Consider the following 23707-nt stretch of genomic DNA (forward strand, 5'->3'; position numbering starts at 1 on the left):
CTTCGATGCCGGGCAGGGCACTTTTCCATGTCTCACAATACGTTCGGCCATCTTTTCCGCGTCACCACCTGGGGCGAAAGCCATGGCGCAGCGCTCGGCTGCGTGGTGGATGGCTGTCCGCCGGGTATCCGCTTCACGCGCCACGAAATCCAGGCCGAACTCGACAAGCGCCGGCCCGGCCAGTCGCGTTTCGTCACCCAGCGCCGTGAGCCCGACGAAGTGAAGGTGCTGTCCGGTTTCGTGCTCGACGAGGACGGCGAGACGATGATCACCACCGGCACGCCGGTTTCGATGCTGATCGAAAATGTCGACCAGCGCTCGAAGGACTATGGCGAGATTGCCCGCCAATACCGGCCGGGCCATGCCGACTACACCTATGACGTCAAATACGGCATACGCGACTATCGCGGCGGCGGCCGTTCCTCGGCCCGCGAGACCGCGGCGCGCGTGGCGGCCGGCGCGCTCGCGCGTAAGGTGGTGCCGGGCATGGTGGTGCGCGGCGCGCTGGTGTCGATGGGCGAAAAGTCGATCGATCGCGCCAACTGGAACTGGAATTTTATTGGCGACCCGGAAAATCCGTTCTTCACCCCCGATCCAGCCTCTATTCCCATTTTCACGCAGTATCTCGACGGCATCCGCAAATCGGGTTCCTCGGTCGGCGCGGTGATCGAGATCGTCGCCGATGGCGTCCCCCCAGGGCTCGGCGCGCCGATCTACGCCAAGCTCGACCAGGACATTGCCTCCGGGCTGATGTCGATCAACGCCGTCAAGGGCGTCGAGATCGGCAACGGCTTCGAGGCCGCGCGCATCACCGGTGAACAGAATGCCGACGAGATGCGCATGGGCAACGATGGCAAGCCGGTCTTCCTGTCCAACAATGCCGGTGGTATCCTCGGCGGCATCTCTACCGGCCAGGCGATCGTCGCCCGCTTTGCCGTCAAGCCGACCTCGTCGATCCTAACGCCGCGAAAGTCTATCGACAAAGACGGCAACGACGTCGAGGTGATGACCAAGGGCCGGCACGATCCCTGCGTCGGTATTCGCGCCGTGCCGATCGGCGAGGCCATGGTTGCCTGCGCCATAGCCGATCATTATCTGCGCCATCGAGGACAGACAGGGCAGGGAATAGACAGTAGCAGTAGGCAGTAGGCAGCCTGCCTGCCCAACATATTTTCCTTTTCCCTACTGCCTTACTGCCCTATTCCCTACTGCCCTGCGAACGAAGCGAGCGCTCCATGCCTTACGACCAGAAGAAGATCGTCGAAGCCATCCGTGCCTTTGAACGCGGCGAGATCGTCGTCGTCATGGACGATGACGGGCGCGAGAACGAGGGCGACCTGATTGTTGCCGCCGTCCACTGCACGCCCGAGAAAATGGCCTTCATCGTGCGCAACACGTCGGGCATTGTCTGCACGCCGATGCCGCGCGAGGAAGCCAAGCGGCTTAACCTTGCGCCGATGGTGGCCGACAATGATTCAGCCCACACCACCGCCTTCACCGTCAGCGTCGATTTCAAGCACGGCACGACAACAGGCATTTCGGCCGACGACCGCACGCTGACCGTGCGCAACCTCGCCAACGGCAATGTCGGCGCCTCCGACTTCGTCCGTCCCGGCCACATCTTCCCGCTGATCGCGCGCGAAGGCGGCGTGCTGATGCGTTCGGGCCATACCGAGGCGGCGGTCGATCTGTGCAAACTCGCCGGCCTGCCGCCGATCGGTGTCATTTCGGAACTGGTCAATGACGACGGCACCGTCAAGCGCGGCCCACAGGTCGCGGCCTTCGCCGAGGAGCATGGCCTCCAGCAGGTTTCGGTCGCCGATCTCATCGCCTACCGGCAACGCAAGGAAACGCTGGTCGAACGCGTGGCTTGCTCGGAGATCGACACGCTCGGCGGCAAGGCGCAGGTCTTCACCTATACGTTGCCCTGGGACACGATGCATCATGTCGCGGTGGTCTTCGGCGATATCCGCGACGGCGAGGACGTTCCGGTCAGGCTGCATTCCGAAGACGTGGTGACCGACGTCTTCGGCACCAGCCATCGGCTCGACGGCATCATGAAGGCGATGGGCGAGCGTAAGCGCGGTGTCATCGTCTATCTGCGCGAAGGCTCGGTCGGTGTCGCCCATCAGGAGCGCAAGCGCCCTGCATCAGGTGACCGCGAGGATCACGAAGAGGCGCGCCGGCGCGAAAACGAATGGCGCGAAATCGGCCTCGGTGCGCAGATCCTGAAGGATCTCGGCATTTCCTCGATCAACCTGATCGCCTCGCGCGAGCGCCATTATGTTGGTTTGGAGGGTTTTGGCATCCATATCGCCAAGACCGAGATTTTGTAGTCCACCGAGGGATCGACGCGGCGGAAAGGTCCTGCTGGCAGGTCGCCTGCGTTGGCGATTGACTGAAGCGTCCGCTTGCCTCGTCATCCTATGGCGAAGCAAGGAGCGAAGCGACGCGGCTCAGACCATAGGATCCATGCCGCGACTTCGACGCGTTGCCACGGTCCAGAATTCTGCTCCGCTGTGATCTTCGATCAAGATTACGGCATGGATCCTCGGGTCTGCGCTCCGCTTCGCGTCGCTCCGCCCGTGGATGACGACGTCGCGGAAGCCTCGGCCAATTCCGAACGTTTGCGAACGAGCGGCTGCTCGCTTCTTCTCGTCGCCCCCCGGTTGACAATCTTCGGGGTGAGCGCATCCTCCCAGCCCTCTCTGAGGGGAGATTCGGGGCATGTGGGATTTCGATATCGGCAGGTCGGTGTCCATCATGATGCGGACCTGGCCTTTCATTGTTTTTCGCATGATCGTCTATTTCGGCATCACTCTGGCCTATATCCTGGCGACTGGCACGGGCGCCTCCGTCGGCTATGGCGTCGGCCATATCTCCACCGATCCCGACGGGCCGTTGTCCTTTGCCCTATGGGGCGGCGTCGTCGGCTTTGGCGCCGTCTCGATCGCCGTCTACTGGATCCGCGAATACATTCTCTACGTCGTCAAGGCCGGCCATATCGCCGTCATGGTCCATCTGATCGACGGCCGTGACGTTCCCGACGGTAAGAACCAGATCGTGTACGCAAAGGAGGTCGTGACCGAGCGTTTCGCCGAGGCTAACGTCCTTTTCGTCGTCGACCAGCTGGTCAAGGGCGCTATCCGCGCCATTACCGGCCTGCTTGGCGGCGTAGCCGCTTTCCTGCCCATTCCAGGCCTGAGCGGCCTTGTGTCTTTCATCAACACGGTAATCCGCCTGTCGCTCACCTATGTCGACGAGATCATCCTCGGCTACAATATCCGCATCAACTCGTCCTCGCCGTTCGAAACCGCACGCCAAGGCGTGGTGCTCTACGCCCAGAACGGCAAGATCATGGTCAAGAACGCCGTCTGGCTGGCGATCATCATGTGGGGCGTGTCGTTTGTCATCTTCCTGCTGATGCTGGCCCCGGCCGGCGCCATTCTTTTCCTCATGCCCGGGCAGCTTGCCGGCTGGGCCTTCGTGCTCGCCATCGTCTTTGCCTGGGCCTTCAAGGCAACCTTCATCGAGCCCTTCGCCATCGCCTGCCTGATGCAGGTCTATTTCAAGACCATTGCCGGCCAGCTGCCTGATCCAGCCTGGGACGCTCGGCTGGCCGAGGCATCGTCGAAGTTCAGGAACCTCAAGGACAAGGCGCTCTCCTCCTTCGGTGGTTCGCGCTGGGACACGGCCGGCGCGACACGCTGATCGGCCGGGCTGGCGGGCGTGCCGGCGACGGTATAGAGGCGCGACACCGCTGATTTGAGCGGCGCCTCGCCCTGGCCGCAAAACGTCTCGCTCATGATCAATTCGGGCAGCGGCAATCGCCGGCCCCAGCCATGTGTCTCGAGGTCCGGCTTGGGCGCGAACTCGGAAACACGGCCGACGCAGAGGTAGGCGACCGGCGTCACGTGCTCGGGAATGGCCAACAGCCGCTTCAGCGCCTCAGGCTCGATGATGCTGACCCAGCCGACGCCGATGCCTTCGGCCCGTGCCGCCAGCCAGAAATTCTGCACGGCGCAGACCGTGCTGTAGAGATCCATCTCCGGATTGTGCCAGCGCCCCAGCGGCGAACCTTTCGAGCGCTGGCGGTCGCAGGTGATGCAGATGTTGAGCGCGCTTTCGCAGATGCCTTCCAGCTTGAGCTTGCGGTAGAGCGCTTGTCGCTCTTCCTCGATTGCTGGCAGTTCCTGTTCACGCGCGGCCAGGAACAGGTCACGTACCTTCTCCCGGCGCCCGGCACCGCGAATGACGATGAAGTTCCACGGCTGCATGAACCCGACCGATGGCGCGTGATGGGCTGCAAGCAGCAGCCGAGCCAGCACCTCGTCGTCGATGGTCTCGGGAGTAAAATGGCTGCGAACATCGCGCCTGGTGAACATGGCTCGGTAGACGGCGTCGCGCGCCATCTGGTCAAATCCATCGCCCACAGGAGCGGTCATGGCTTCCAGCATCGCTTGTCCCCTTGCGACTTCAAATCAATGCCGCCCGCCTGACCATGCGGGTGACGATGCCTGCCAGGCCGGTCTTCTGGCTCGGGATCAACCCGCGTCCGGTGCCTTCCCGTCATCGACAGTGGCATTTACCGGCGCGGTCCCCCTTACAGCGTTGGGCACGCCACGGAATTCAACCGTGTTCCCGATTCTCCCGCCAGAGCATTTGCAGCCAAGTGGATTTCACTTGGCGTCGCATAATGCGACTGAGAACAAACAGGCCGGCGGGCACCAGGCAGTGGTGGCGACCTTACGCCGAAGCCCCGGCCGCGCCAATCCCCGCAGCGACGCGAATGGACGCAGACGTGATTTTCCCCAGCGATCAAGCCGCAACGCATAGCCATTGCCGTGTCGGGGCACTAGATAGGGACGATGGCCACCCGTCTCTACACGCACCCTATCTTCCTTGAACACATCACGCCGCCCGGCCACCCCGAACGGCCGGACCGCTTGCGCGCTATCGAGCGCGTGCTCGACGGCGAAGCCTTTGCCGCGCTTGATCGCGTCAAGGCGCCGGAAGGAGATGAAGCCACTATTCTCTACGCGCATCCGGCCGATTTCGTCGCGCGTGTGCGCGCCGCCATCCCCGAAGAGGGCATCGCCCGCGTCGATGCCGACACCACCGCCAGCCCGAAGAGCTGGCAGGCGGTGATCACCGCGATCGGTGCCGCCAACGCGGCCGTCGACGACGTCTTCACTGGCCGGGCCGACAATGCCTTCGTCGCCGCGCGGCCGCCCGGCCACCATGCCGAGAAAACCACCGCCATGGGCTTTTGCTTCTTCAATACGGCGGCGATCGCGGCGCGCTATGCGCAGAAGAAGCATGGCGCCGAGCGCGTCGCCGTCGTCGACTGGGACGTGCATCACGGCAACGGCACGCAGGATATTTTCTGGGACGATCCGTCGGTGCTCTATTGCTCGACGCATCAGATGCCGCTCTATCCCGGCACCGGTGCGAAGAACGAAACCGGGGCCGGCAACATCGTCAACGCGCCTCTGGCGCCGCAGACCGGCAGCGAGGTGTTTCGCGATGCCTTCCTGTCGCGGATACTGCCGGCGCTCGACAAATTCGCACCCGATCTGATCATCATTTCGGCCGGCTTCGACGCGCACCACCGCGATCCGCTGGCCGAGATCAATCTGACCGAGGATGATTTCGACTGGGCGACGGGCCAACTGATGCAACGCGCCGCGCGTCACGGCGACAACCGGCTCGTCAGCCTGCTTGAGGGCGGCTACGATCTGCAGGGATTGGCATTTTCGGTCGCGGCCCATGTCGCGCGGCTGATGAAAGGATGAATGATGGCTGGTGAGACCAACGAAGACGTCAAGGCGATGAGCTTCGAACAGGCACTCGATGCGCTGGAGAAGATCGTCGATGACCTGGAGCGTGGCGACGTGCCGCTCGATCAGTCAATCCGGATCTATGAACGCGGTGAGGCCCTGAAGGCGCATTGCGACCGGTTGCTGAAGGCTGCGGAGGACAAGGTCGAGAAGATCAGGCTGTCGCGCGATGGAAAGCCGGTCGGAACGGAGCCGCTCGACGCGGACTGAGGCACGGTCGCGATGACGGTCTTGCCTCGCCGGTTTTTGGACACGATCATGATTGAGGATCAAGCTCGTCCCGATTGGAACGGCTCCAGGACAAGAGGAGAAACGGAAGCGATGTGCAGAAACATCAAGACCCTGTTCAATTTTGACCCGCCGGCAACCAACGATGAAGTTCGCGACGCGGCACTTCAGTTTGTCCGCAAGCTGAGCGGGACGACGCGGCCTTCGAAGCAGAACCAGCATGCGTTCGACCATGCGGTGGAGGCCATCGCGGCATCGGCGCGGGAACTGCTCGATTCTCTCGAAACAAACCAGCATCCGCGCAACCGCGAAGAGGTGGCGGCCAAACTTCGGGCAAAGGCGGCGCTCCGTTTTGCCTGATGCGGCCAAGGCGGTCTGGACCGCTGACAAGGAGAGTTCATGAGCTTCTTCCCGGGGAAGGACCCTGAAGCCGGCGATGCCTTTGCCAGCGATCAGATCGAACTGATGGTCATCCCGAACGTCAAGGACATTGGCGGCTTCGAGGTGCGCCGAGCCTTGCCAACCGCCAAGAGGCGTCTGGTCGGCCCATTCATCTTCTTCGACCGCATGGGGCCGGCGATCCTGCGCGCGGGCCAGGCGCTCGATGTCCGTCCCCATCCCCATATCGGCCTGTCGACGGTCACCTATCTGTTTGACGGCAAGATCCGGCATCGCGATTCGCTGGGCACCGAAATGGTCATCCAGCCCGGCGACGTGAACCTGATGACCGCCGGCCGCGGCATCGTGCATTCCGAGCGCACGCCAGAGGAATTGCGCGGCGCGCCAATGTCGATTTCGGGCCTGCAGACATGGCTTGCCTTGCCAGACGACAAGGAGGAAGTGGCGCCGGTGTTCGAGAACACGGCTGTCTTGCGCCTTCCCGAGATCGATGCCGAAGGCGTCAGCGGCCGCGTTGTCATCGGTGATTTCCAGGGACTGCGCTCCCCTGTTAGGGCCGATTCCGAAACGCTCTACGCCGACCTGCGCCTGGCGCGGGGCGCCAGCGTGAAAATCCCGCCCGACGCGGAAGAACGCGCCATCTATACGCTGGAAGGCGAGGTTTCGATTTCGGGCGATGTGTTTCCGGCGGAGCGGCTGCTGGTGTTCCGGCCTGGTGACGAGATCATCGTATCGTCGCAAACCGGTGCGCATTTCATGCTTTTCGGCGGCGCCTCGCTTGGCTCGAAGCGCTACATCTGGTGGAATTTCGTCTCCTCGTCCAAGGAGCGCATCGAACAGGCCAAGCAGGAATGGAAGACAGGCCGCTTCGATATCGTTCCAGGAGATGACAAGGAATTCATCCCGCTGCCTGAAGGCTAGATCTCAGCCCGATCCGCGTCACCGACACGCATTTACTTTCGCCGGCTGGCAGCCTATCCCGCCGATGAACAGAAAGCCTGAGCACCCGTGAACGCAACGCCGCATACGCCGCTTCTTGACAAGGTCCGCATCCCGGCGGATTTGCGCGCGCTGGACGAGAGCGATCTGCCGCAACTGGCGTCCGAGCTTCGCGCCGAACTCGTCGATGCCGTATCCCACACCGGCGGCCATCTCGGCGCCGGCCTTGGGGTGGTCGAACTGACCGTGGCGTTGCATTATGTCTTCAACACGCCGGATGACCGGCTGATCTGGGATGTCGGCCACCAGGCCTACCCGCACAAGATCCTGACCGGCCGCCGCGACCGCATCCGCACCCTGCGCCAGGAAGGCGGCCTGTCCGGCTTCACCCGACGCGCCGAAAGCGAATACGATCCCTTCGGCGCGGCCCATTCCTCGACATCGATCTCGGCCGGCCTCGGCATGGCCGCCGCCCGCGACCTCGCCGGTGGCCGCAACAACGTCATCGCCGTCATCGGCGACGGCGCCATGTCGGCCGGCATGGCCTATGAGGCGATGAACAATGCCGGCGCGCTCGATGCCCGCCTTATCGTCATCCTCAACGACAACGACATGTCGATCGCGCCGCCGACCGGCGCCATGAGTGCCTATCTGGCGCGGCTCGCCTCGGGCAAGGCCTATGTCGGCCTGCGCGATTTCGGCAAGAAGCTGACCTCTTATCTGGGCAAGCGCGTCGATCGCGCCATCACCAGGGCGGTCGAGCATGCGCGCGGCTATGTCACCGGCGGCACGCTGTTCGAGGAACTCGGCTTCTATCACATCGGCCCGATCGACGGTCACAATCTCGAGCATCTGATCCCGGTGCTGAAGAACGTCCGCGACAATGGCGAAGGCCCGGTGCTGATCCATGTCGTGACCCAGAAGGGCAAGGGCTACGCACCCGCGGAAGCCGCCGCCGATAAGTATCATGGCGTCAACAAGTTCGACGTCATCACCGGCGCGCAGACCAAGGCGCCTGCCAACGCGCCGGCCTACACCAAAGTGTTCGCCGAAAGCCTGATCCAGGAAGCGCGCGAGGATGACCGCGTCGTCGCCGTCACCGCAGCTATGCCGACCGGCACCGGCCTTGACCTGTTCGGCGAAGTGTTCCCGTCCAGGACGTTCGATGTCGGCATCGCAGAGCAGCATGCAGTGACCTTCGCGGCCGGTCTCGCAACCGAAGGCTACAAACCGTTCGCGGCCATCTATTCGACCTTCCTGCAGCGCGCCTATGATCAGGTGGTCCACGACGTCGCGATCCAGAAACTACCGGTGCGTTTCCCGATCGACCGCGCCGGCTTCGTCGGCGCCGATGGCGCCACCCATTGCGGCGCTTTCGACATCACCTTCCTGGCAAGCCTGCCGGGCTTTGTCGTGATGGCGGCCGCCGACGAAGCGGAGTTGCGCCACATGGTGCGAACCGCTTCCAGCTACGATGATGGCCCGATCGCCTTCCGCTATCCGCGCGGCAACGGTGTCGGCGTCGACATGCCGGAACGCGGCTCGGTTCTCGAACTTGGCAAAGGCCGCATCGTCAGGGAAGGCACCAAGGTGGCGCTGCTGTCGTTCGGCACGCGCTTGCAGGATTGCCTTGCCGCTGCCGAGGAACTCGGCGCGGCCGGGCTTTCCACCACCGTTGCTGATGCCCGCTTCGCCAAGCCGCTCGATGAGGATCTGATCCGGCGGCTAGCCCGCTCGCATGAGGTTCTGGTGACGGTGGAGGAGGGCGCCATCGGCGGTTTCGCCAGCCATGTGCTGCAGTTCCTCGCCCATGAAGGGCTGTTGGAAAGCGGCCTGAAGGTGCGCCCGCTGGTGCTGCCCGACGCGTTCACCGACCATGCCAAACCGGAAAAGATGTATGCCGATGCCGGCCTCGACACCGCCGGCATCGTGCGCACCGTATTCATGGCGCTCGGGCATACGGTGCGCGCCCAGCGCGCCTGAATCAAAACCTGAAGCACTTGAATCGGTTTGCCGGCTTGATTTCGTAACGCCTTGTTAACGCTGCCGTTTGGCGTTTTGTTTACCGTGTCACTTGGCCGTTTTTCAACGGCGCCCTGCTAGATCGACGTCAGGCAGGGAGATAGTTGGAATGAAGACGCTTCTGTGTGGCACGGCCCTTCTGGGCATCGTGGTCGCGCCGGCCGTCGCCGAGACGCGCTATGACCGTAATCTGGAAAAAGCGGCGCTGGGCATTGTCGCCGGCAAGATGGGCGATATCCGCGGCGGCTTCTCCTACAAGCAGGTGCCGCAGCTTGTGGTGCTGCCGGAGCCTGCAATCGCCGTTGCGACCGGGCATGCTCGTGAGCAGGCTTCGGGGAAACAGGACGACGGCTTGTCTCCAGCCGTCGAGCGCCAGGTTTCGCGCACCATTTTCTAGAGCAATTCCAGGAAAAGTGTGAAGCGGTTTTCCATCCGGAATTGCGTGAAGACAAAGCCTAGAACCACATATCGCGAACACAACGGCTGTCACGCGGCAGGTCTTCGTAAGTGTCGAGGCCATCGAAATGGTCGATCGGCAACTCGGCGACAGTTTCCGGCGGCGCCAGCCGGACGTTGACGGCAATGCGTGTTCGGCCCGAGGCATCGGCGCGCAAGCCGCGCCACGCAAGCACACAGGCGCAGGTCGGGCAGAACAGGATTTCAAGCGACGGCGTGTCTTTTCCCGCCCGCGTATAGCTGGCCATCGGTCCCGCAACGCGAATGCGTTCGTCGACATAGTCATAGGCCCAAAGCGTGCCATAGCGGCGGCAAAGCGTGCAGTTGCAGGCTGTCACCGGGCCGGGATCGCCTTCCAGCGTCCAGCGGGTTGCGCCACAGTGGCAGGTTCCGATCAGCATTTTTCCTCCCGCCGTTCGGCATCACCATCGACCGTCATTTTGCCGGACCTCACGCGGTGCACGCAAGTCGCGAGGCTCGATTCGGTCGCCGCTCTTTCGTTGTCGTGCCCAATGTCCTTGCCTTCGCGACCGGCTTTCGTCAGAGAAGGCCGATGAATTCGCCTTTGCCAGCCAGCACACGCCAGCGGCTCGACGACCTGCTCGTCCAGCGCGGCCTGTTTGCCAGCCGCTCTCGCGCCCGCGACGCGGTCGAGCGGGGCACGGTGACGGTTGACGGCGCCATTGCCCGCAAGCCTGGCCAGGCCGTTCAGCCGCAATGCGTCATATCGGTCGATGATCCGGCCCAGGGCTATGTCTCACGGGCGGCGCTTAAGTTGATCGCCGGGCTCGACCATTTTGACCTCGACCCGGCCAGCCGGGAGGCGCTCGACATTGGCGCCGCGACCGGCGGTTTCACCCAGGTGCTGCTCGAACTCGGCGCGTCCCATGTCACGGCAATCGATGTCGGTCACGGCCAGATGCATCCCGACATCGCCGGGGATCCGCGCGTGACGGTGATCGAGGGGCTGAACGCCCGCGACCTGACGGTCGCGGATCTTGCTGGCCGTGTTCCGGATTTCATTGTTTCAGACGTTAGTTTCATCTCGCTGAAACTGGCGCTGCCGCCGGCGCTTGCCATTGCGAAGTCCGGTGCCGCCGCGATCCTTCTGGTCAAGCCGCAATTCGAGGCGGGTCGCGAGGCGATCGGCAAGGGCGGCCTGTTGAAAGACCCCTTCGATGCCGCCCGTGTCGCCGGCCTGTTACAGGATTGGCTCGACTCCATTCCAGGTTGGCACTCGCTCGGCCTGCATCCATCGCCGATCGAAGGTGGCGACGGCAATCGCGAATTCCTGCTCGGTGGGATCAAGGATCGATGAGCGCGCGCTTCACAATCAGGAAACTGGGCGCCCAGGGCGACGGCATCGCCGAGACCGAAAGCGGCGATCTCTTCATCCCGTTCACGCTGCCCGGCGAGGTCGTCACCGCCGCGCGTGAAAGAGACCGCGCCTCGCTGATGGCGGTGCTGGAAGCCTCGCCGTTGCGCATCGACCCCGCCTGCCGCCATTTCACCGAATGCGGCGGCTGCGCCCTCCAGCATTTCGAGGCCGAGGCCTATCGCCAGTGGAAACGCGAGAAGGTAGTGCACGCCCTGAAAGGCAAGGGCATCGAGTGCGGCATAGGCGAACTGGTCGCCTGCGCGCCGCACACGCGCCGCCGCGTTGTGCTTGCCGCCCGGCGCGCCGAAACAGGCATGCTGCTCGGCTTCAATCGTCACCTGTCGCCGGAAATCATCCCCATATCGGAATGCCCGATCTCGCTGCCCGGGATCGTCGCGGCGCTCGGACAGTTGAGGGCGCTGGCGGAATTGATATGCGCCACCACGAAATCGTTCCGGATGGCGGTTACCGTGACGGCTTCGGGCCTCGATGTCGCGGCACACGAATCCGGCAAGCTCGGCGAACACCAGCGCCGTATCGCCTCCAATTTTGTCATCGCACAAGGCTTCGCCAGATTGTCCGTCGATGACGAGATCATCATCGAACCAAGGAAGCCTGTCGTCATGTTCGGCGGTGTCGCCGTCGCCCTGCCGCCAGGCGCCTTCTTGCAGGCGACCGAGGCTGCCGAACGGACCATGGCCGAGATCGTCGGCGGACATCTGAAGCGTGCCAAGAAGGTCGCCGATCTCTTCGCCGGTTGCGGCAGCTTTGCCTTGCGGTTGGCGGCGAAGTCGGAGGTGCACGCGGTGGAAGGCGATGCGGCCGCACTCTCGGCGCTCGACCGGGCATCACGCTTCGCGACCGGCATCAAGCGGGTGACGGGCGAACGCCGCGATCTCTTCCGGCGCCCGCTGACGTTCAAGGAGTTGAACGCCTTCGACGGTCTTGTCTTCGACCCGCCCCGGGCCGGTGCCGAGGATCAGTCGAAGCAGATCGCCCGCTCGGATGTTCCGTTCGTTGCCGCGGTTTCCTGCAATCCGGTGACGCTGGCTCGCGACCTGCGCATCCTTATCGACGGCGGCTACACGCCGACAAGCGTGACGCCGATCGACCAGTTCCTATGGTCGCCGCATGTCGAGGCCGTCGCCTTGCTGGAAAAGCCCAGGAAGCGCCGGTAGGCGGGCCTCGGTTCGGCTGCCGCGCGGACAGAACGCGATCACTTTTCCTTGAAGTCGCCGGTTGGGCTGCGCTCGATCCCAACCTGCCGGGATCGCGCCGCAAAGCCGCCTCTTTGCCCCCATTTAGTCCAGATTCGCTGGAGGAGGGGAAGGGCCTCGACAGCTTCGGTTGCTCTTACCCATGGTGGCCTGAAATGCGGATGCTCCAGAAATTCCTCAGTTCATTCGTCCTCGTGCTTGTCGTCGCCGCCTCGGCGACGGGCGCGCTCGCGCAACAGCAAAAACGCCTCGCTTTCGTCATCGGCAATGCCGCCTATTCGTCCGGCGCACTGGTGACATCCGCCAACAACGCCGGACTGATCGCGCAGACCTTGCAGGCTGCCGGTTTCGACGTGGTCGGCGCGCGTGATGTGGATCAGGAATCGCTGCGCGGCGCACTGCGCGACTTCCTTGGCAAGGTCTCCGCCGCCGGACCCGACGCGGTCGTCTTCGTCTACCTCGCTGGCCAAGGTGTGCAGTTCGAAGGCGAGAACTACTTCTTGCCGGTCGATGCCCAGATCGCCAATCCAGCCGACGTCCCACTCCAGGCGATGCGGCTCTCCGACGTCACCAAGTCGCTGGCTGGACTGCCGACGAAGGTCAACATCGTTGTGCTCGACGCGGCGCGGCCGAATGCATTCCCGCAGATGAACCAGCCGCTGGCCGGCGGTCTCGCGCTGGTCGATCCCGACCCGAACATGCTTATCGCCTTCAACGCCGCGCCGGGAACCGTCGCGCCAGAAGGCAAGGGCCCGTACGGCGCCTATGCCCAGGCGCTGGCCGAGATGATGCGCGAGGGCGGCCTACCGCTCAGCGACGTGTTCGACCGCACGCGCCTGCGCGTCAACGAAGTAACGCAAGGGGCCGAAGTGCCGTGGAACGCCTCGAAGATCAGCGCGCCCTTCGTCTTCTTCGATCGTGCCCCGGATGCGCCCGCGCCGAAGGTTTCCGAGGCCGAATCCCAGGCCAACCGGACCAGGCAAATCCGCGACTTCGATGCCCACGACGCCTACGTGGCCGCGCTCGATCGCGACACCCTGCGCGGTTATGAGGATTTCGTCGGCGCCTATCCACACGATCCGATGGCCAAGCGCGTGCGCGCCATCATCGCGGCGCGGCGCGAGGCGATTACTTGGCGCGAAACCTGGCTACGGGACACGCCGGAAGCCTACTGGTCCTATCTCCGGCGCTACCCGCATGGCCCGCATGCCTGGGACGCCCGCCGCCGGCTCGAGCATTTCGAGGCGGCCCTGGAGCCGCCGGAGGATTTCACCGTCTACGCCTATGACGTGCCGCCGCCGCCGGAGGAGGAAATCGTCTACGTCGACCGTCCCATACTCTATTTCGACGACCCCGATTTCGATTTCGATCCGCCGCCGCCGGTCGCCGTGATCTTCCTGCCCCCGCCACCGCCGGATTTCGTCGTGCTGCCGCCGCCGCCGCCGCCCATCGGCATCTTCGTCCTGCCGACGCCGGTCTTCGTGCCCGTGCCGGCCTGGGTGAACCCACCGAGGGACATCTACCCGCCGCCGAACGACGTCATTTTCAACAACATCCACAACACCTCGATCATCAACAACACGACGATCAACGAGAACAACAATCAGGGCCGCGGCCTCACCACCGGCCAGAAGCTGACCGCCGGCGCCGTGGGCTTGGGTGCGGCCGCGCTGGCGACCAAGGTCGCGCTGCCGGCTGTCCTGCAGAAGAAGGAAGCCACGCTCGCCAAGCAGAACCCCGGCGGCCTGCCAGTGAAGCCAGGGCGGGGTAGCCGGCAGCCGGGCGGTTCCACGCCGCTGTCGAAGACATTGCCTGCCGACAGGCTGACAGGTCATGCCTTGCCCGGCGCCGACGGCAAGACGCTCCCGCTCGTCAATGGCAAGCCGGTGCTGAATGGACAGAATCTGCCCAACCCGAACCTGCCAAACAACAAATCCAGGAAGCTCTTGAACAAGCAGGCCACGGCAGGTGGAAACGCCGTGACCGGCAACGCTGTGGTGAATGGACAGAACCTGCCCAACAACCCGAACCTGCCCAACAGCAAGTCCAGGAAGCTCTTGAACAAGCAGGGCACGGCGGGTGGAAACGCCGTAGCCGGCAACCCTGCGGTTGATGGGCAAAACCGGGCCAATGGGCAGGGCCAAAACAGTACTGGCCAGAACGAAACAGGCAAGAATGGCAAGTTCCGCAGGGCCCCGGGTGCCAATGGCACGCCTGTGGCGAATGGGACGAACAACCCCTCGGCGCTCAAGGGCCAGAATTCAGGCCAGACCTCGCCCAACGGCAAGTTCAGGAAGCTTCACAATCAGGGCGGTGGCCAGACGAATGGCCAAGCCAATGGGCAAGGCAATGGGGCTCAGGGCAATGGCAGCGGTCCCAAATTCCACAGGCCGCCCGCCAACGGAAGCGGTGGTGGCAACGTCCAGCAGAAATTCAAGGTCAATGGCAATCCGCAGCTGAAAGTGCAGGGTCAACCCAGGGCGCAGAGGCCGGAGTTCCACGCCCAGCCGAAGCAGCAGATGCAAGAGATGCGCCGGCAGCCGCAAGCGCAGCCAAGACCGCCGAAGCAGCAGATGCAAGAGGTGCACCGGCAGCCGCAGGCGCAGCCAAGGCCGCAGCAGCCGCCAGCTGTCAAGAAGCCGTCTTGCGGGCACCCTAATGAGCCTGCTTGCAAGCAATAGTGCATATCGTCCAGAGGGGCCCGGCTTGGGTCGCGACAGGCATAAGACAAGGCTCGAAACGCCTCGCTGGTCGCGTTGTGTGAGATGACACGGGCTGTGCCGGGCTGGCAGCAAACATGGCCAGGCCGCGGCGGCAACACGCGAACAGATCACATCTGCGTGGTTGCCCGCTGCCAAGATTGCGCAATGCCCCGGCTCGCTGTTACCCAATCAGTGCAGGGGGTAAAAAAGGAGTGAGCATAATGAGGATTGCAAGCGTTCTGACGTCTGTCGCCCTGGCAGGGTTCATTGCGACGGGAGCCGCCGCGGCGGCGACGAAAGCGGCGACCACGACGGCGCCGGCCACCACTACGACGGCGCCCATGAAGAAGGCTGCGCCTGCCATGACGCCGCAGCAAACGGCGATTTCGAAGCAATGTTCCGCGCTTGCGGATACCAAGAAGCTGCACGGCAAGGCGCGCGCGAAGTTCCGGGCCGACTGCAAGAAGAACGGCGGCAAAGCCAGCTGATCTTCGGCTGTCCGCGGCGTGTTATGCTGCCAGCTGCCCTGCTTGGAGAGGCTGGCAGCAATTCTGGAGGTGAAGCGGTTCTCTGTCCTGGACCACTTCAAACCTGAACCACTTCAAAAGCCGCAGAAGAGGCGATAGTACCGGAACAACCCCGGGCCTCAAACCCGGGTGCCGCCCACCGTCATCTGGTTCATGCGCAGATGCGGCTGACCGACGCCGACCGGCACCCCCTGGCCAGCCTTGCCGCACATGCCGATGCCATTGTCGAGCTTCATGTCGTTGCCGACCATCGAAACGCGATGCATGGCATCGGGCCCGTTGCCGATCAGCATCGCGCCCTTGATCGGCTGCGTCACCTTGCCGTTCTCGATCATGTAGGCCTCGGTGCAGCCGAACACGAACTTGCCCGATGTGATGTCGACCTGACCGCCGCCGAAGGAGACGGCGTAGATGCCGTTCTTGACCGAAGCGATGATCTCGTCCGGCTCCATGTCGCCTGCCGTCATGTAGGTGTTGGTCATGCGCGGCATCGGCTGATGCGCATAGCCTTCGCGCCGGCCGTTGCCGGTGGCCTTCATGCCCATCAGCCGTGCGTTCTGCCGGTCCTGCATGTAGCCGACCAGCTTGCCGTCCTCGATCAGCACGTTGCGGGCCGACGGCGTGCCTTCGTCGTCGACGGTGAGCGAACCGCGCCGCTCGGGGATGGTGCCGTCGTCGACGACGGTGACGCCTTTGGCGGCGACCTGCTGTCCCATCAGGTCGGCGAAGGCCGAGGTTTTCTTGCGATTGAAATCGCCTTCCAGCCCGTGCCCGACAGCCTCATGCAGCATGACGCCCGGCCAGCCGCTGGACAGCACGATGTCGAACGTGCCGGCCGGGGCAGGAACCGCCGCGAGATTGACCAGAGCCTGCCGGAGCGCCTCCCTGGCGGCATGCTTCCAACTGTCCTCGATCAGGAAATCGCCAAAGGCCTTGCGCCCACCCATGCCGTAGGAGCCGCTTTCCTGGCGGTCGCCATCTCCGACCACGACGGAGACGTTGATACGGACCAGAGGCCTGATATCGCGAACCATCTGGCCGTCGGCGCGCACGATCTCGACATGCTGCCAGGACGCGGCGAGCGAGGCGGTCACCTGGCGCACGCGCGGATCCTCCGCGCGCAGCCAGGCATCGATTTCCTGCAGCAGCTTCGCCTTGGCCTCGAAGGAGGGCGAGGGGATCGGGTTCTCGTCGCCATAGAGATGGCGGTTGGTGCGGGCGGGCGCGGCGGCAAGTGTCCCGGAATAGCCACCCTTGACGGTCGAGACGGCATTGGCCGCGCGCAGCAGCGAGGCCTCGGACAGGTCGCTCGAATGGGCATAGCCGCTGGCTTCGCCGGCGACGGCGCGAAGACCAAACCCCTGATCCGTATTGAAGTTGGCGGTCTTGAGCCGGCCATTGTCGAACATCAGCGCTTCGCTTTCGCTGTATTCGAGGAAAAGCTCGCCGTCGTCGGCGCCATTGATGGTGTCGGCGACGATCTGCTTGATGCGATCATCTGAAATGTCGAATTGGCCGATCAGGCTGTTCATGGCGTCCATCCGTGGAAAGAATTGTTTCCACGATGTAGGCGCGAAGATGCGCCTGCACAATCTGCAATGAAGATCGGGCTCGACGAATGGCAGCGGCCAGCCGACACAAGTCCGGCTTCGGTGCGGCAAAATCGCGTCAGGACCGGGCTTTGCGCCAGGGGCGGAATCAGGGCAGCGCCGCGAAGCCTTCGGCAAAACCCTTCAGGTCGACGGGAATGCCGATGCCTTCTTCCGGCGTCTGGAAGACGATGAACGTTGCCGACGTGCCGGTCTTCAGCGTGTCGAGCAGCGGCTTTTCGAGGATGACCTCGGCATAGCATCCATCCTGGAAACAGCGCACGAAATAGGCGCGGCCAATGTCCTTGCCGTCGACATTGAGGCCGAGCCCGTTGGGCAACAGCACGCCGAGCGGCGCCAGCACGCGCAGAATCTCGGCCTTGTTGTCGGCGGTGCGCAGCACGACGACCGACAGCCCCATCTCCGGACGGTCCTCGGCAACGACGTTCTGCATCATCACGCATTGTTCCGAGGTGGCGCCGGCGGGCGTGTCGCAGATGATCGACCAGGCGCCATGCGTCGAGCGCACCGTGCCGCTCGGCTGGGCGGCATTGGCCTGACCGGCCACGAACAGACCGGCCGCGGACAGGGCGGCAACAAGCATGGCCTTGACCAAAGGGCTCGAAAGCCCCGGTCTCGTATGCCCCAGTCTTGTGTGCCCCAGTCTTGTGTGCCCCAGTCTTGGGTGCCCAAGTCTTGAAAGCCAAGAGTTCATGACGGCTCCATTGCGAATCACGGCACTTTAAGCCGCGCCAATGCCAAGTAAAGGACGAGACCGCGGCCGAACTGTCCTGATACAGGCAATAGAGCGCTTTTTCCTGCCAAATTCGCCTGAATTACGACGCTTCGCGCGCCCGGCCGGCATGAGGCAGCGGCCTGCCGGACATACGCGATTCGCCGCCATTGCCGCCGCCCCGGAAGAGCCGTGCCGGCTTGCGCGCAAAAATGCCGCACAGTTTCCTCCGCTCCTTTCTTGCGGAGGGAAAAAGAGTATGGTTTGAACCACCTTGAGACTGTCCGGGATTCCCGTCCCGGCATTGTTCGTTATTCTTGCGGGCACAGCCGTGAGAGACTGGGAGACGAAGAGGGCGATGAGAAAATTCCTAGCAAGCACCGGTGCTGCTGCCACGTTCCTCGCCTGCGGATCCGCTCATGCGGACCAGCCCAAGGCGTGGGAGACGGGCTTCCAAGCGCCTGCGACCGACATGATGCGGCAGATCGAGTGGTTTGGAAACTACACGATGTGGTTCATCATCCCGATCACCGTCCTGGTGCTGTTCCTCCTTATCTATTGCATCGTGAAATTCCGCGCGAGCGTGAACCCGATTCCGTCCAAGACCAGCCATAACACGCTGATCGAGGTCATCTGGACCGTCGGCCCCGTCGTGGTCCTGCTTTGTCTCGCCATTCCCTCGTTTCAGCTTCTGACCGCGCAGTATACGCCGCCGGAGGAGGCCAAGCTGACCGTGAAGGCGACCGGCAACCAGTGGAACTGGGACTACGAATATCAGACCGACAACACGCTCGCCTTCAATTCGGCCATCCTCCAGGACGGCGACCGCGCCAAAGCCGGCAAGGAAGACCGCACGGTCTATCCGCGTCTGCTCGCCGTCGATAATGAACTGGTGGTGCCGGTCAACACGATGACCCGCGTGCTCGTCACCGCGACCGACGTGATCCATTCCTTTGCCATGCCTTCCTTCGGCATCAAGATCGACGCCATTCCCGGTCGCACCAACGAGACCTGGTTCAAGGCGGAGAAGGAAGGCCTCTATTATGGCCAGTGCTCGCAGCTCTGCGGCAAGGATCACGCCTTCATGCCGATCGCCATTCGCGTCGTCTCGGACGCGCAGTTCAAGACCTGGCTGGCTGCGGCCAAGACCGATCTGCCCGGCGCCAACAAGACGCTGATGGCCGAGGTCGATGGCCACAACAAGGTAGCGGCCGCCGGCAATTGATGCCGCGGCCAGGAAAGATCAGGGAACGGAGCGGAACATGGCAGACGCTGCAGCTCACGACGGGCACGACCACAAGCCTTATCACGGTTGGGTGCGCTGGGTTTATTCGACCAACCACAAGGACATCGGTACGCTCTACCTGATCTTCGCGATCATAGCCGGCATCATCGGTGGCGCACTGTCGGTTGCCATCCGCATGGAACTGCAGGAGCCGGGCATCCAGATCTTCAGCGGTCTTGCGCAGATGGTCTACGGCATGAACGGTGATGCGGCGATCGATGGCGGCAAGAGCATGTACAACGCCTTTGCCACCGCGCATGCGCTGATCATGATCTTCTTCATGGTCATGCCGGCGCTGATCGGCGGTTTCGCCAACTGGATGGTGCCGATCATGATCGGTGCTCCCGACATGGCGTTCCCGCGCATGAACAACATCTCTTTCTGGCTGCTGCCGCCTGCCTTCATCCTGCTGCTCACCTCGATGTTCATGCCGAGCGCGCCGGGCGCCTACGGCGTCGGCGGCGGCTGGACGCTCTATCCGCCGCTTTCGACCTCGGGCCAGCCTGGACCGGCGATGGATCTGGCGATCCTGTCGATCCACATCGCCGGCGCGTCCTCGATTCTCGGTGCCATCAACTTCATCACCACCATCTTCAATATGCGCGCTCCCGGCATGACGCTGCACAAGATGCCGCTGTTTGCATGGTCGGTGCTGGTCACTGCCTTCCTGCTCCTGCTGTCCCTGCCGGTTCTGGCCGGCGGCATCACCATGCTGCTCACCGACCGCAATTTCGGCACCACCTTCTTCGCTCCCGATGGTGGCGGCGATCCGATCCTGTTCCAGCACCTGTTCTGGTTCTTCGGCCATCCGGAAGTGTACATCCTGATCCTGCCGGGCTTCGGCATCATCAGCCATATCGTGTCGACCTTCTCGAGAAAGCCGGTGTTCGGTTATCTCGGCATGGCTTACGCCATGGTCGCGATCGGCGCCGTCGGCTTCATCGTCTGGGCGCACCACATGTACACGACCGGTCTGTCGCTCGACACGCAGCGCTACTTCGTCTTCGCCACCATGGTCATCGCGGTGCCGACGGGCGTGAAGATCTTCTCCTGGATCGCGACGATGTGGGGTGGGTCGATCTCGTTCAAGCCGCCGATGCTGTGGGCGCTGGGCTTCATCTTCCTGTTCACCATCGGTGGCGTCACCGGCGTGCAGCTGGCCAATGCCGGCCTCGACCGCTCGCTGCATGACACCTATTTCGTCATCGCCCACTTCCACTATGTGCTGTCGCTGGGCGCGGTGTTCGCCATCTTCGCCGGCTGGTATTACTGGTTCCCGAAGATGACCGGCTATATGTACTCGCCTGTCATCGCCAACACCCATTTCTGGGTGATGTTCGTGGGCGTGAACCTGGTCTTCTTCCCGCAACACTTCCTTGGCCTGGCCGGCATGCCGCGCCGCACCATCGACTATCCGGACGCGTTTGCGGGCTGGAACATGGTGTCGTCCTACGGTTCGTACATTTCGGCCGTCGGTGTCGCGATCTTCCTCTATGGCGTGTTCGAAGCCTTCCAGAAGAAGCGGATCGCCGGTGCCAACCCATGGGGTGAGGGTGCCACCACGCTCGAATGGCAGCTGCCTTCGCCGCCGCCGTTCCACCAGTGGGAGCAGCTGCCGAAGATCAAGTAAAGCGGCAGCCCCGGAATCGAAACCGCCGGTTCGCCGGCGGTTTTGGCCAAACGGATGGAATTGAGTACCCATGGCCCTAGTCGACGAAACCAGCATTGACGAAGCAGGCTTCCGCATGTCGGAAGCCACGGCGGGCGATTTCTTCGCCCTGCTGAAGCCGCGCGTCATGTCGCTGGTGGTGTTCACCGCCTTTGTCGGGTTGGTCGCGGCGCCCGTGACCATCAACCCGCTGCTTGCGGTGATCGCCATCCTGTCGATCGCCATCGGCGCAGGCGCGTCCGGCGCGCTCAACATGTGGTACGACGCCGACATCGACGCGGTGATGACCAGGACGGCCAGCCGTCCGGTGCCGTCCGGCCGCATCCAGCCGCATGAGGCGCTGAGCTTCGGCCTGGTGCTGTCGGTGCTCTCTGTGATGACGCTCGGCGTGCTGGTCAACTGGCTGTCGGCGGCGCTGCTGGCCTTCACCATCTTCTTCTATGCCGTCGTCTACACAATGTGGCTGAAGCGCTGGACGCCGCAGAATATCGTCATCGGCGGCGCGGCCGGTGCGATCCCGCCGGTCATCGGCTGGGCCGCCGTGACCGGGTCGGTCAGCCTCGAAAGCATCATCCTGTTCCTGATCATCTTCCTGTGGACGCCGCCGCATTTCTGGGCGCTCGCGCTGTTCAAGTCCGAGGACTATGGGCGCGCCGGCATCCCGATGATGCCGAACGTCGCCGGTCATGCGTCGACCCGTCGTCAGATTTTCGCCTACGCAGTGGTGCTGGCCCCGGTCGGCGTGCTGCCCTGGCTGCTCGGCTATACAACACCGATCTATGGCGTGGCCGCGCTGCTGCTGGGCGCAGGCTTTGTCTGGTATGCCTGGAAAGTGCTTGGCATGCCCGACAGCGATCGCGCGATGAAGCCGGCCAAGGCGTTGTTCGCCTACTCGCTGCTCTATCTCTTCGCCATTTTCGCCGTCTATCTCGCCGACAGCGTCATCGGGCGTGTACTCGCGGCTGGTGGAGCATGAGCATGGCCGAAGACAAGCTCGAAACGGTCACCTTGACCGAGAGTCAGAAAAAGGCTCAGCGCAGCCGTTCCATCGCCATCGGCGTGGCGCTCGCGGCGCTGGTCGTCATTTTCTACATCGCGACGATCGTGAAGTTCGGCCACAATTTGTCGGGCACGATGTGATGAGCATCGAGTTGCCCAAAAAAACCGCCGGGAAAAACAGCAACCGCATTGTCGCGGCTGTCTGCCTCGCCTTCTTCACCGGCATGATCGGCATGGCCTATGCGGCCGTGCCCCTCTACAAGATGTTCTGCCAGGCGACCGGTTATGGCGGCACGACGCAACGGGTCGAGAAACAGTATGCCGGCCGTGTACTCGACCGCGAGATCACAGTCCGCTTCGACGCCAATATTGCCGGCGTGCCTTGGGAGTTCCAGCCGGTCCAGCGCTCAATGACGATGAAGATCGGCGAGACGGTCCAGGCGCATTATCAAGCGACCAACAAGTTCGATCGCCCCGTCACCGGCCGCGCCACCTTCAACGTGCAGCCGGAACTGGCGGGCCCCTATTTCAACAAGGTCGAGTGCTTCTGCTTCACCGATACGTCACTGAAGCCAGGCGAGACGCTTGACATGCCGGTCGTGTTCTACGTGGACCCTGATATCGTGAATGTGCCGGAACTGAAGGACATTAAGACGATCACTCTGTCCTACACGATGTTCCCGGTCGAGAAGAACAAGCCGGTCGCCTCCTCGGAGCCGGTCAAGGGAAATAGCAAGACAATTTCAAATACCGAAGGAAATCTCGGGGGTTGATATGGCAGACGCGCACGCAAAACCAAACCACGACTACCATCTCGTCGACCCGAGCCCGTGGCCTTTCCTGGGATCTGTTGGGGCGCTGGTCACCGCTTTCGGCGGTGTCTGCCTCATGGAGTACCTGAAGGGCGGCTCCTTCCCGATCTTCGGCGCCAACATCGCCAATCCCTGGCTGTTCTTCATCGGCATCGTGATAGTGCTCTACACCATGTTCGCCTGGTGGTCGGACACGATCAAGGAAGCGCATGAGGGACATCACACGCGGGTCGTGTCGCTGCACCTGCGCTATGGCATGATCATGTTCATCGCCTCGGAGGTGATGTTCTTCGTCGCCTGGTTCTGGGCCTATTTCGATGCCAGCCTTTTTGCCGGTGAGGCGCAGAACTACGCGCGCCACACCTTCACCGGTGGCGTCTGGCCGCCGAAGGGCATGGAAGTTCTCGATCCCTTCCATCTGCCGCTCTACAACACCGTCATCCTGCTCCTGTCGGGCACAACGGTCACCTGGGCGCACCATTCGCTGCTTCACGGCGACCGCAAGGGGTTGATCAACGGTCTGGTGCTGACCGTCGGCCTCGGCATGCTCTTCACCATGGTGCAGGCCTACGAGTACATGCACGCTCCGTTCGGCTTCAAGGATTCCATCTACGGCGCCACCTTCTTCATGGCGACCGGCTTCCATGGGTTCCATGTCATCATCGGCACCATTTTCCTGCTGGTCTGCCTGATCCGGGCAATGAGGGGCGACTTCACCCCCAAGCAGCATTTCGGCTTCGAAGCGGCCGCCTGGTACTGGCACTTCGTCGACGTGGTCTGGCTGTTCCTGTTCGCCTCGATCTACGTCTGGGGATCGGTCGGCGCGGTGATCGAAGGCCACTGATCTAGGCCTGAGGATTTAGATTTCGGGAAGGCGGCCGCGGCGACGTGGCCGCCTTCTCCTTTTCGGCG

General features: G+C 63.1%; 22 protein-coding genes, 1 pseudogene and 1 riboswitch. Of the genes and pseudogenes, 19 read left to right on the top strand and 4 right to left on the bottom strand.

All coding sequences use genetic code 11. The annotated features are described in order from the left end of the window. The first annotated feature begins 27 nt into the window (after window positions 1-27). The 3 genes from aroC (at window position 28) to FJ548_RS02575 (ending at window position 3711) form a co-directional block, all read left to right on the top strand. Window positions 28-1149, top strand: coding sequence for a chorismate synthase (aroC, locus tag FJ548_RS02565; RefSeq protein WP_140776650.1), 1122 nt, complete (start codon window positions 28-30; stop codon window positions 1147-1149). An 86-nt stretch (window positions 1150-1235) separates the two neighbouring features. Next, complete coding sequence (gene ribB / locus FJ548_RS02570) at window positions 1236-2336, top strand: 3,4-dihydroxy-2-butanone-4-phosphate synthase (protein ID WP_140611106.1); 1101 nt, start codon at window positions 1236-1238, stop codon at window positions 2334-2336. A 391-nt stretch (window positions 2337-2727) separates the two neighbouring features. Beyond that, a complete protein-coding gene (locus FJ548_RS02575; protein WP_246671559.1) occupies window positions 2728-3711 on the top strand; it encodes a hypothetical protein in 984 nt (327 codons plus the stop codon). Between the two features lie 164 nt (window positions 3712-3875). On the opposite strand, the pseudogene bluB reads toward FJ548_RS02575, so the two are convergent. Next, window positions 3876-4457, bottom strand: a pseudogene (bluB, locus tag FJ548_RS30265) (5,6-dimethylbenzimidazole synthase); the annotation flags it as partial. A 48-nt stretch (window positions 4458-4505) separates the two neighbouring features. Next, window positions 4506-4688: riboswitch (cobalamin riboswitch) on the bottom strand. Window positions 4689-4868: 180 nt separating this feature from the next. Here bluB and FJ548_RS02585 point away from each other — a divergent pair. The 6 genes from FJ548_RS02585 to FJ548_RS02610 all read left to right on the top strand — a co-directional run bounded on the left by FJ548_RS02585 (window position 4869) and on the right by FJ548_RS02610 (window position 9825). Continuing rightward, complete coding sequence (locus tag FJ548_RS02585; RefSeq protein WP_140611110.1) at window positions 4869-5795, top strand: histone deacetylase family protein; 927 nt, start codon at window positions 4869-4871, stop codon at window positions 5793-5795. Window positions 5796-5798: 3 nt separating this feature from the next. Beyond that, window positions 5799-6050 (top strand): exodeoxyribonuclease VII small subunit, encoded by a 252-nt coding sequence (locus FJ548_RS02590; RefSeq protein WP_013532792.1) that lies wholly within the window; start codon window positions 5799-5801, stop codon window positions 6048-6050. A gap of 111 nt (window positions 6051-6161) precedes the next feature. Beyond that, complete coding sequence (locus FJ548_RS02595; protein WP_140611136.1) at window positions 6162-6428, top strand: DUF2277 domain-containing protein; 267 nt, start codon at window positions 6162-6164, stop codon at window positions 6426-6428. Between the two features lie 39 nt (window positions 6429-6467). After that, the gene (locus FJ548_RS02600; RefSeq protein WP_140611112.1) at window positions 6468-7388 is read left to right on the top strand and encodes a pirin family protein; all 921 of its coding nucleotides are present in this window, start codon (window positions 6468-6470) and stop codon (window positions 7386-7388) included. Window positions 7389-7475: 87 nt separating this feature from the next. Further along, window positions 7476-9389, top strand: a complete 1914-nt coding sequence (gene dxs / locus FJ548_RS02605) for a 1-deoxy-D-xylulose-5-phosphate synthase (RefSeq protein ID WP_140611114.1) — start codon at window positions 7476-7478, stop codon at window positions 9387-9389. A gap of 148 nt (window positions 9390-9537) precedes the next feature. Next, complete coding sequence (locus FJ548_RS02610) at window positions 9538-9825, top strand: hypothetical protein (protein WP_140611116.1); 288 nt, start codon at window positions 9538-9540, stop codon at window positions 9823-9825. 58 nt (window positions 9826-9883) lie between these two features. Here the strand turns inward: FJ548_RS02610 and FJ548_RS02615 are convergent, their stop codons facing one another. Next, on the bottom strand, window positions 9884-10285 hold the full coding sequence (locus tag FJ548_RS02615; RefSeq protein ID WP_140611118.1) for a GFA family protein: 402 nt from the start codon (window positions 10283-10285) through the stop codon (window positions 9884-9886). A 152-nt stretch (window positions 10286-10437) separates the two neighbouring features. Here FJ548_RS02615 and FJ548_RS02620 point away from each other — a divergent pair, with 152 nt between their 5' ends. The 4 genes from FJ548_RS02620 (at window position 10438) to FJ548_RS30270 (ending at window position 15669) form a co-directional block, all read left to right on the top strand. Further along, the gene (locus FJ548_RS02620; RefSeq protein ID WP_140776652.1) at window positions 10438-11202 is read left to right on the top strand and encodes a TlyA family RNA methyltransferase; all 765 of its coding nucleotides are present in this window, start codon (window positions 10438-10440) and stop codon (window positions 11200-11202) included. After that, entirely contained in the window at window positions 11199-12440 is a 1242-nt protein-coding gene (locus FJ548_RS02625) for a class I SAM-dependent RNA methyltransferase (protein WP_140776654.1), read from the top strand. Before FJ548_RS02620 ends, FJ548_RS02625 begins: the two co-directional genes overlap by 4 nt. 200 nt (window positions 12441-12640) lie before the next feature. After that, the gene (locus tag FJ548_RS02630; RefSeq protein ID WP_348640856.1) at window positions 12641-15160 is read left to right on the top strand and encodes a caspase domain-containing protein; all 2520 of its coding nucleotides are present in this window, start codon (window positions 12641-12643) and stop codon (window positions 15158-15160) included. Window positions 15161-15522: 362 nt separating this feature from the next. Next, window positions 15523-15669 (top strand): hypothetical protein, encoded by a 147-nt coding sequence (locus FJ548_RS30270; protein WP_246678542.1) that lies wholly within the window; start codon window positions 15523-15525, stop codon window positions 15667-15669. A gap of 158 nt (window positions 15670-15827) precedes the next feature. Here FJ548_RS30270 and tldD read toward each other — a convergent pair whose 3' ends face one another. Both tldD and FJ548_RS02645 read right to left on the bottom strand, forming a co-directional pair. After that, window positions 15828-17240 carry a metalloprotease TldD gene (gene tldD / locus FJ548_RS02640; protein WP_140776660.1) on the bottom strand — a complete coding sequence of 471 codons (1413 nt, stop codon included), beginning with the start codon at window positions 17238-17240 and terminating at the stop codon, window positions 15828-15830. Between the two features lie 166 nt (window positions 17241-17406). Next, entirely contained in the window at window positions 17407-17901 is a 495-nt protein-coding gene (locus FJ548_RS02645) for an invasion associated locus B family protein (RefSeq protein ID WP_246678543.1), read from the bottom strand. Window positions 17902-18388: 487 nt separating this feature from the next. Here FJ548_RS02645 and coxB point away from each other — a divergent pair, with 487 nt between their 5' ends. The 6 genes from coxB to FJ548_RS02675 all read left to right on the top strand — a co-directional run bounded on the left by coxB (window position 18389) and on the right by FJ548_RS02675 (window position 23639). After that, complete coding sequence (coxB, locus tag FJ548_RS02650; protein WP_140693385.1) at window positions 18389-19255, top strand: cytochrome c oxidase subunit II; 867 nt, start codon at window positions 18389-18391, stop codon at window positions 19253-19255. A 37-nt stretch (window positions 19256-19292) separates the two neighbouring features. Beyond that, on the top strand, window positions 19293-20945 hold the full coding sequence (ctaD, locus tag FJ548_RS02655; protein ID WP_140761418.1) for a cytochrome c oxidase subunit I: 1653 nt from the start codon (window positions 19293-19295) through the stop codon (window positions 20943-20945). A gap of 70 nt (window positions 20946-21015) precedes the next feature. Further along, a complete protein-coding gene (locus FJ548_RS02660) occupies window positions 21016-21960 on the top strand; it encodes a heme o synthase (protein WP_140776664.1) in 945 nt (314 codons plus the stop codon). Between the two features lie 2 nt (window positions 21961-21962). Then, window positions 21963-22124, top strand: coding sequence for a hypothetical protein (locus FJ548_RS02665; RefSeq protein ID WP_140776666.1), 162 nt, complete (start codon window positions 21963-21965; stop codon window positions 22122-22124). Then, window positions 22124-22756, top strand: a complete 633-nt coding sequence (locus FJ548_RS02670; RefSeq protein ID WP_140761408.1) for a cytochrome c oxidase assembly protein — start codon at window positions 22124-22126, stop codon at window positions 22754-22756. The genes FJ548_RS02665 and FJ548_RS02670 overlap by 1 nt, the downstream gene beginning before the upstream one ends. Window position 22757: 1 nt before the next feature. Next, window positions 22758-23639: a cytochrome c oxidase subunit 3 gene (locus tag FJ548_RS02675; protein ID WP_140776668.1), complete on the top strand. Its 882-nt coding sequence runs from the start codon at window positions 22758-22760 to the stop codon at window positions 23637-23639. Window positions 23640-23707 lie beyond the last annotated feature (68 nt).

Source organism: Mesorhizobium sp. B2-4-17, from assembly GCF_006441275.1.
Classification (GTDB): domain Bacteria; phylum Pseudomonadota; class Alphaproteobacteria; order Rhizobiales; family Rhizobiaceae; genus Mesorhizobium.